The sequence below is a fragment of the Pelovirga sp. genome (assembly GCF_059864205.1).
In genome coordinates this window covers 1-6,211 of record NZ_JCBCBS010000128.1, presented here as the reverse complement: position 1 = coordinate 6,211, position 6,211 = coordinate 1, and the positions used below count along the sequence as shown (strand labels likewise).

General features: G+C 50.2%; 9 protein-coding genes. 5 read left to right on the top strand and 4 right to left on the bottom strand.

The features are described from left to right. The 4 genes from AC6F7T_RS08250 to AC6F7T_RS08235 all read right to left on the bottom strand — a co-directional run. A partial coding sequence (locus AC6F7T_RS08250; RefSeq protein ID WP_500717742.1) for an aminopeptidase occupies window positions 1–166 on the bottom strand: 166 nt, incomplete at its 3' end. Window positions 167–285: 119 nt separating this feature from the next. Next, window positions 286–1,152 carry a zinc transporter ZupT gene (zupT, locus tag AC6F7T_RS08245; protein WP_500717740.1) on the bottom strand — a complete coding sequence of 289 codons (867 nt, stop codon included), beginning with the start codon at window positions 1,150–1,152 and terminating at the stop codon, window positions 286–288. A 31-nt stretch (window positions 1,153–1,183) separates the two neighbouring features. Next, a complete protein-coding gene (locus tag AC6F7T_RS08240; RefSeq protein WP_500717739.1) occupies window positions 1,184–1,978 on the bottom strand; it encodes a TSUP family transporter in 795 nt (264 codons plus the stop codon). 94 nt (window positions 1,979–2,072) lie between these two features. Then, complete coding sequence (locus tag AC6F7T_RS08235; RefSeq protein WP_500717737.1) at window positions 2,073–2,231, bottom strand: hypothetical protein; 159 nt, start codon at window positions 2,229–2,231, stop codon at window positions 2,073–2,075. 261 nt (window positions 2,232–2,492) lie between these two features. On the opposite strand from AC6F7T_RS08235, the gene AC6F7T_RS08230 reads away from it, so the two are divergent. The 5 genes from AC6F7T_RS08230 to AC6F7T_RS08210 form a co-directional block, all read left to right on the top strand. After that, a complete protein-coding gene (locus tag AC6F7T_RS08230) occupies window positions 2,493–2,879 on the top strand; it encodes a response regulator (protein ID WP_500717735.1) in 387 nt (128 codons plus the stop codon). Window positions 2,880–2,926: 47 nt separating this feature from the next. Beyond that, complete coding sequence (locus tag AC6F7T_RS08225; RefSeq protein ID WP_500717733.1) at window positions 2,927–3,337, top strand: DUF4019 domain-containing protein; 411 nt, start codon at window positions 2,927–2,929, stop codon at window positions 3,335–3,337. 472 nt (window positions 3,338–3,809) lie between these two features. Then, a complete protein-coding gene (locus tag AC6F7T_RS08220) occupies window positions 3,810–4,145 on the top strand; it encodes a hypothetical protein (protein ID WP_500717731.1) in 336 nt (111 codons plus the stop codon). A 685-nt stretch (window positions 4,146–4,830) separates the two neighbouring features. Further along, window positions 4,831–5,883 (top strand): linear amide C-N hydrolase, encoded by a 1,053-nt coding sequence (locus AC6F7T_RS08215; RefSeq protein WP_500717729.1) that lies wholly within the window; start codon window positions 4,831–4,833, stop codon window positions 5,881–5,883. A 43-nt stretch (window positions 5,884–5,926) separates the two neighbouring features. Continuing rightward, window positions 5,927–6,211: hypothetical protein (locus AC6F7T_RS08210; RefSeq protein ID WP_500717727.1), on the top strand; the 285-nt coding region annotated here is incomplete at its 3' end.

Here is a 6,211-nt window from a genome sequence, read left to right as displayed (position 1 = left end):
CGGCAAAATCGCGGATCTCCTGCACCAGCTCCAGGCGCTGTTTCAATTCAGCGGGTGTTTGCTCAGCAGCGATCAGTTTTTCAATATCACGACGTTGGGCCAGCAGGTGCCATTGACCGAGCACCGCCTGGCGATAATAGTTGATTTCCCCGCAACCGATCAGCATAAAGCACAAGAGGACAACAAGGCACCACAGTGTCCACCTGTGGCCAGTCGCTGCTTTTTGTAAGTGCCTCAGTTCGCGTTTTTTTGCCATTGCCGGCCCGTAATCATCAGTCGACAAAACTACATCATCAACAATAAACTCAAGGCCATCACCACCATGCCGGCGACCAGCCCGATCAAACTGTCATGCCCTTTGCCATAAGCCCGGCTGGTAGGCAGCAACTCATCGAGACTGATATAAACCATAATCCCGGCAACGCCACTGAACAGGATCCCCATGACCTGTGGTGGCACCACGCCGTCAGTCCCACCAAAGAAAAAGATGATGCCCAGATAACCGATGATGGCTCCCAGGGGCTCAGCAAGACCGCTAAGTAATGAATACCAGAAGGCTTTGAAGCGACTGCCGGTGGCATAATAAATAGGGACCGAAACACTGATTCCCTCTGGGATATTGTGTAAAGCGATGGCAATAGCGATAGCAACGCCCAGAGCTGGATCCTCAAGTGCTGCTAGAAAGGTTGCCAGCCCTTCGGGAAAGTTGTGAATGGTGATAGCCAACGCAGTAAACAAGCCCATCCGCAGCAGTTTTTTATTTCCCAGCCCATGATCCTTGATGAATTGTTTCGGCATAGGTTCCGATTCATCTTTGAGAGGGCTGACTTCCGCTTCAGAGTGAACTTCGTGGGGATTGGCTGCAGAGGGAATTAAGGTATCAATCAAGCCAATCAGCAACATACCGCCAAAAAAACCTGCCGTATTGACCCAGTGTCCCCAATAGGCACCATAGGCCTCGGTTAAAACGTTGGCCCCTTTGACAAAGATCTCAACAAAGGAAACATAAAGCATAACCCCTGCTGAGAATCCTGTTGCTACCGATAAAAAACGATAATTTGTGCGTTTTGCCATAAACGCAATCAAACTGCCAACCCCGGTGGCCAGACCGGCAAAAACCGTCAAACCAAACGCAAACCAGAAGTTTTCCATCAAAAAGTCCTCTTTATGTATAAGCGCCCCTTTAAAAAAAACTCAGGACCATGCGTGTTCCCATCAACAACAGAAAAATGGCAAAGATTTTTTTCAGCCGAGCGACCGGCAAAGCATGAGCCAGCCGAACCCCGAAGGGCGCCGTAAAATAGCTCACCACAGCAACGCCAAGCAGTGCCGGCAGATAGATAAAGCCCAGACTGCCCGCCGGCAAACCGCTGGCAAACAGACCATTAAGCAGATACCCCAGGGCACCGGCAAAGGCGATCGGCAGGCCGACCGCCGCCGAGGTGCCAACCGCAGTGTGAATCGGTTGGTTGCACCATCCCAGAAATGGCACCGTCATCGTCCCACCACCGATACCCACCAGGCTCGAAATGCCACCAATGACACCGCCAACACCAAACATCCCGGCTTTTCCCGGCAGGCTACGTGAGGGGCGCGGAGTAATGTTCAGCAACATCTGAATAGCCACATAATAGAGGAAACAGGCAAAAAACACGCTTAAAAATTTACTGCTGAGTTGCGCTGCCACCCAGGTTCCCATAAAGGTCCCCAGCAGAATACCGGGAGCCAACCCCTTGACGGCCGACCAGTTGACCGACCCGCGGGCGTGGTGGGCACGAAAGCTGGAAATCGAGGTAACAATAATGGTCGCCAGGGAGGTTCCCAGGGCCAGATGAAGAATATAGGTTTCAGGAAATTGCTGGGCAACAAAGGTGAAGGTCAGCAGCGGCACGATGACCACGCCACCACCAATCCCCAACAGCCCGGCCAACACCCCGACTACTGCGCCGGTCAGCGCGTAAATTAACCAGAAAATCATGTCTTTCCTCTAAGCAATCAAGCTGATTTATCACCACAACTACCGCACTCCCATCGCTGGTGGGAGTGGATGAATACGAATAAGCTGCAGGCCTTTAGTCGGTCACCCGCACTTGATGCTCCTCACCGAGGGTCAACAGCGGATCACATTCCAGTTCAGCGGAAAGAGACATCGAAACCACCTGTTGCAGATTCACCAATTGGACCTGGCTGCCGGCACGCACCGGCAAAAATGTCTCGTCGCCATTGAGCAATTCACCAACCCGTTGCGGCCCGGTCAGCTAGACCCCGTGCAGCTGCAAGAAGGTTTCGCCATGTTCACATCCTTGCGCTTGAGAACTGCGGACAAGTTGGGATCCTATCAGGAAATCCATAACAAATCACAGTTTGGCATGCATAAATTTCAATTTTTTTGCATAAAAACAGGAACAAACTCCTCCCAGTCAGATTTTTTTCAGAAATCGTCGCTACAATGGCCGCTGAAAGTCATTCTGTTGTCGTCAAGGGAGCCTGATATGGCATCGAAAATTGCATTGCTGTTCGAAGACAATCCCCTTTGTCGTGATCTGATGACGGAAATACTGAGGGAAAGGGATTATAAGGTCACAGCTTTTGCCGATCCGACCAGCTATGTTGCAAGCCATAATGGCTACTGTGACTGTTCCGACGACGCCTGCGCTGATGCATTGATAACCGATAATCAGATGCCGGGCATGAGCGGGCTCGAATTCATCCAGTGGATCAAAGATCGCGGCTGCAAGCTGCCGAACAACCGCAGAGCAGTGATTTCCGGAAGCTGGTCGAATGAAGAGTATGAGCAGGCACAGCATCTTGGTTGTAAAATATTTCACAAACCGGCATCCATGAAGGAAATCCATCAATGGCTGGACGACCAGCAATAGTTCGGAAATGTTCCAACGTGTAAACAGAGGGGTCATGAAAGAAAAAATTGGTTGCCATTGTTGTGCTGGGGTTTTGCGACCTACTGCTTGGGCTCAGCAGCGCACCGGCCAACCTGCTCTCGCAAGATACGGTAGCAGCGGCTGGGCACTTTGCCCGGATCAATGACAGCGACAACAGCAGTACCGCCCACAACCAGGTGTCTTCGTCGCTGCGACTGGCCCGGAATGAACAGGAGGTTGTGAACGCTATCGAGCGGTCACAACACCTATTGGGACCGGTTCTACGGCGACAGTTGACGGCATTGCGCTCCAGCGGTATCTATCCGCGTTTTCCTGATGGCGATTATCCGATCGTGCAGCTTGATGCGCGGACCTTGCACCAGGATCGGGCAGCTGAGGTGATTCTGCCAAGACACCTGGATGGTGTCTGGCAGGTAGCAGATTACGGCATTCGCTGACGTTGATAAAAATTGTTCCAAACGGGGAGGCGGGGGTCGGCCAGGTCGTCAAGGCCTGGCCGACCAGCAACGTCACAACGTCAACAATAAAGAGAGGCCAAACCCGCCATTGCGGGGACATCCGGAATATTTGCCGGGAGGACGACACTCTCTGTCGGCACGGTGCTTATCGGCCGGAGGATGAACCAAAAGAGGAAATCAGAAAGGACGCTAGAGAATAATTACTTTTTTGGTAATTTATTGCTTGCAATTGATAACCGCTATCATTATAGTGGTAATCAACAGAACGAAGCTTGTTGTGGCAGGCGAGCCAAGTTCCTCTTCATTCTCCTACTCCTTGTGTGTTTAAAAAAGCCAGTTGCGGCACCTCCCCGCAACTGGCTTTCTCTTTTTTGATGGTATAATTCACAGCCCACCTTTATAGATTCGGCGCTTTTTTGTGCTTGCATCCAAATTGTAGGGATTATTTTATATGCTAAGTAACAATCTGAAATCGTTAGTAATTTGTTTATGGCTCACAATCTTGCTTGGTTTAGTGGTCGGCTGTACAACAACAAGCAGTATCGTGAAATCAGCACAGCAAACGAAAACCTCCTGCTCCGGCGAATGGTACCAGTCAATAGAAGAGAAAGTAACAACAGGAGATGGCCACGGACACGGGCCAGATATCGGCTCGGAGGAATGGAGATCTGTGGTCGAATTTAAACTTGGTATTCGAGGCAAGGCCACTGTTCCGCAACGCGACAGCGAAGCCTGGTGTCGATATATCGATCATCTTGTACAGAGTGAATCGTCATTCAACAACTAGACATTTCTGCGTGGCTCAAGCAGTAAAAAAGGGAGAAAGCTCGACCAGAAATTCCTATTTAAAGTAGACTCGAAAATCAGTTTTCCTCATTGCAGAGGAACGGAATCCATCATGAAATCCATCGATGATTTTTCGTAACTATTCAGCTCTATCCTTGCGCAGGGCCTTTGGATCCTGTAGCAAGGGTTTTTGTCGCCATGTCAGACGGAGAATCAGTATTAGCTGGGGGATTCTTGCTCAACAATGAATTGACTGACTCCTCGTTCCGCCCGATGGGTAGTGAAGGTGATCCCATTGCAAACCGCGTTGAGCCGAACAAAAGACCGCGATCCAGCAACTGTATGTCACGATAGGCTGCCTATGTGATCTGGCTACAATCAGCAAGTGTATACATTGTTTACCTAAAGTGGTTAATGACAATCAATATTTTTCCAGTCCGAGGGGTTAATAGCTCCCCGGCATATCAGCCGGTTCATCAATAAATAGGCGCTCGCAGCCGATTTCCTGCGGGCCGTTACGGCAATTTCCTCGGTTCCGGGGTCAGTTCTCCGTCGTCAAACAGACCGAGCAGTTGGGAATGGATGGCGCGGCAATGTTGGCACGCCACATTGACAATTGAAGACAGCCGCAGTTATATTTTTCGTCGAAAAACTATAGCTTTTTCAATTTCTTACAGGAGTGCAAGATGAAACCCTTTAAGCCTATGTTTTTTTTATGTTTGCTCTTTCTTTTTTTGTTTTTTGCGGGTGATCTGCTGGCTTGTACCAGGGTGGTATATAAGGGCCCGGCTGAAAACGTGCTTACCGGGCGTACAATGGATTTTTCAATCGCCATTCCTGCCAACTTGTGGATTTTCCCGCGCGGGATGAAAAGAAGCGGTGAGGTGGGCCCAAATTCGCTGGAATGGACATCGCGCTATGGCAGTATTGCTGCCAGTTCCTGGGACATTGCCACGCCGGACGGCATGAATGAGAAAGGACTGGTCGCCAATCTTCTGTGGCTCGTGACATCGCAGTATCCTGCTTTTGACCCGTCCGGCAAAGAAAAAGGCATTACCATTGCGGCATGGGCCCAGTATGCTCTCGACAACTTTGCCACCGTTGCTGAGGCGGTGAATTCTCTTGGCAAGGAGGAGTTTGTTGTTGTTACGGATTTTATCCCCGGAACGGATAAGTTTACTACTGTCCATCTATCTCTTTCCGATCCGACCGGAGATAGCGCTATTCTGGAATATATCAATGGCAAGTTAGTTATCCATCACGACTCATCGTACCAGGTCATGACAAACGATCCCGTCTATGAGGAGCAGTTGGCCATCAAAGGCTATTGGGAACAAATACCAGGCACCGTGTTTTTGCCGGGAACCAACAGGCCCGCTGATCGTTTTGCTCGTGCCTCCTATTACATTGGTGCCATTCCCCAAACCAGCGATCCCCATATAGCCGTAGCAAGCGTGTTCAGCGTGATCAGAAATGTTTCCGTTCCCTACGGTATATCTTCAGAAGACCAGCCGCATATTTCCAGCACGCAGTGGCGGGTCGTTGCCGACCAGAAGCGGCTTGTTTACTACTTTGAAAATGTCATGACACCGAATGTACTGTGGGTTGATCTTAAAAAGGTTGATTTCAGTGACAAGGCCAGTGTTCTCAAGCTCAGCCTCGACGAGGGCCAGGTATATGCTGGTGATGCCCTGAGGTCTTTTAAGAAAGCTGTTCCTTTTAAGTTTCAGGGACTGTAGCGGTGACAAGCCGTTCTTGTTAGCGTTGAGGGAGAAAAATGAGATGATGAAAAAAATCATCCCAGGCCTGTTGCGGCTTCGGGGTCTTAGTTTAATGCTGGCGGTGTCTGCAGGAATTCTCATGGGACCGGCCAACGCATTGGCCGCCCATGGCTGGAGCGGCCAAGTTACTCCCTATCTCTGGGCATCAGGAGTCGGTGGAGACATTACCCCTTTTCGTGGAGGACCGACTGTCTCGATAGACGATTCTTTTTCTGAAATTCTTAAAGATCTTGATGGTGCCTTTTTTCTTTCAGGGTTTGCGCGTCATGACCGTCTTGTTGTGCTC

What these genes read in the sequence shown, in the direction of transcription:
- AC6F7T_RS08230 (WP_500717735.1), top strand. Translation starts at nt 2,493, where the DNA reads ATGGCATCGAAAATTGCATTGCTGTTCGAAGACAATCCCCTTTGTCGT.
- AC6F7T_RS08240 (WP_500717739.1), bottom strand. Translation starts at nt 1,978, where the DNA reads ATGATTTTCTGGTTAATTTACGCGCTGACCGGCGCAGTAGTCGGGGTG.
- AC6F7T_RS08215 (WP_500717729.1), top strand. Translation starts at nt 4,831, where the DNA reads ATGAAACCCTTTAAGCCTATGTTTTTTTTATGTTTGCTCTTTCTTTTT.
- zupT (WP_500717740.1), bottom strand. Translation starts at nt 1,152, where the DNA reads ATGGAAAACTTCTGGTTTGCGTTTGGTTTGACGGTTTTTGCCGGTCTG.
- AC6F7T_RS08220 (WP_500717731.1), top strand. Translation starts at nt 3,810, where the DNA reads ATGCTAAGTAACAATCTGAAATCGTTAGTAATTTGTTTATGGCTCACA.